This window comes from Streptomyces sp. NPDC057638, from assembly GCF_042800315.1.
Lineage (GTDB): Bacteria > Actinomycetota > Actinomycetes > Streptomycetales > Streptomycetaceae > Streptomyces.
This window is the reverse complement of record NZ_JBHVHF010000604.1, coordinates 1-1,405: the sequence shown is the minus strand read 5'-3', so window position 1 is coordinate 1,405 and position 1,405 is coordinate 1. Positions and strand designations below refer to the sequence as shown.

2 protein-coding genes are annotated in these 1,405 nt (G+C 73.0%); both read right to left on the bottom strand.

Going from position 1 to position 1,405, the window contains the following annotated elements:
• Nucleotides 1-75 precede the first annotated feature (75 nt).
• Entirely contained in the window at nt 76-522 is a 447-nt protein-coding gene (locus tag ACFVIM_RS35135) for a hypothetical protein (RefSeq protein ID WP_384310444.1), read from the bottom strand.
• Nucleotides 523-576: 54 nt separating this feature from the next.
• Nucleotides 577-1,329, bottom strand: a complete 753-nt coding sequence (gene dapB, locus ACFVIM_RS35130; RefSeq protein ID WP_384310442.1) for a 4-hydroxy-tetrahydrodipicolinate reductase — start codon at nt 1,327-1,329, stop codon at nt 577-579.
• Nucleotides 1,330-1,405 lie beyond the last annotated feature (76 nt).

The following is a 1,405-nucleotide window of genomic DNA, read 5'->3' as shown; positions in this document are numbered from 1 at the left end:
GACGAGGACAGGTGCCTCGTCCCGGAACCCCACCCGGTTCGCTGTGGGAGAGCCGTGCGCGCGGTGGGAGAGGGTTCAGACCGGGCGTCCGGCGTGCAGGGCGATGGCGCGCTGCATCGCCTTGCGGGCGCGGGGCGTGTCACGGGCGTCGTGATAGGCGACGGCCAGCCGGAACCAGCAGCGCCAGTCGTCGGGGGACGCCTCGGTCTCGGCCCGGCGGCGGGCGAAGGCCGCGTCCGCCGCGTCACGGTCGACCCGGCCGCTGGGGGTGCGGGCCAGATCGTCCACCGGGAGACCGCCCTCGGCCTCCAGCTCGGCGGCGAGGCGGTTGGCCCGCGTGACGAACTGCGTGTTCTTCCAGAGGAACCAGATGCCGATGACCGGCAGGATCAGCACGGCCAGGCCGAAGGTGACCGTGAGCGGGGTGCCCTGCTGGAGCAGGAGCACACCCCGGCTGCCGACCAGGACGAAGTAGACGACCAGGGCGGCGGCCGTGACCAGATAGGTGATTTTCGCGCGCATCGGGATCAGCTCAGCAGTCGGTTCGGGGCCTCGCGACGCTCGGCCCAGGGCGGATCAGCTCAGGTCGAGGAAGTTCTCCAGGCCCAGGGTGAGCCCCGGAGTGGTCACCACCCGGCGGGCGCCCAGCAGGATCCCCGGCATAAAGCTGCTGTGGTGCAGGGAGTCATGCCGGATGGTGAGCGTCTCACCCTCGCCGCCGAGGAGCACCTCCTGGTGGGCGAGGAGTCCCCGCAGCCGGATCGCGTGCACCGGCACCCCGTCCACGTCGGCGCCCCGGGCGCCCGGCAGGGCGGTGACGGTGGCGTCCGGCTGGGCGCCGAGCCCGGCCTCGGCACGGGCGGCGGCGATCAGCTGGGCGGTGCGGGTGGCGGTCCCGCTGGGCGCGTCGGCCTTGCGCGGGTGGTGCAGCTCGACCACCTCGGCGGACTCGAACCAGCGCGCCGCCTTCTGGGCGAAGACCATGGTCAGGACCGCGCCGATGGAGAAGTTGGGCGCGATGAGCACACCGGTGGACGGGGAGCGCTCCAGCCAGCCGCGCAGCGTCGCCAGCCGCTCCTCGGACCAGCCGGTGGTGCCGACGACGGCGTGGATTCCGTTCCGTACGCAGAAGTCCAGATTGTCCATGACCGAGTCGGGGGTGGTCAGCTCGACCGCGACCTGGGCGCCGCTCCCGGTGAGGGCGTCCAGGGAGTCGCCCCGGCCCAGGGCCGCGACCAGGTCCATGTCCTCGGCGGCCTCGATGGCGCGCACCGCCTCGGAGCCGATGCGGCCCTGGGCACCGAGGACCGCCACACGCAGCTTGCTCATCGCTCTTCCTTCAGACGCTTCGGGGACTTCAGGGGTACGGAGGGTCTGTGCCCGGTGCCGGACGGCGGGCGTCCGG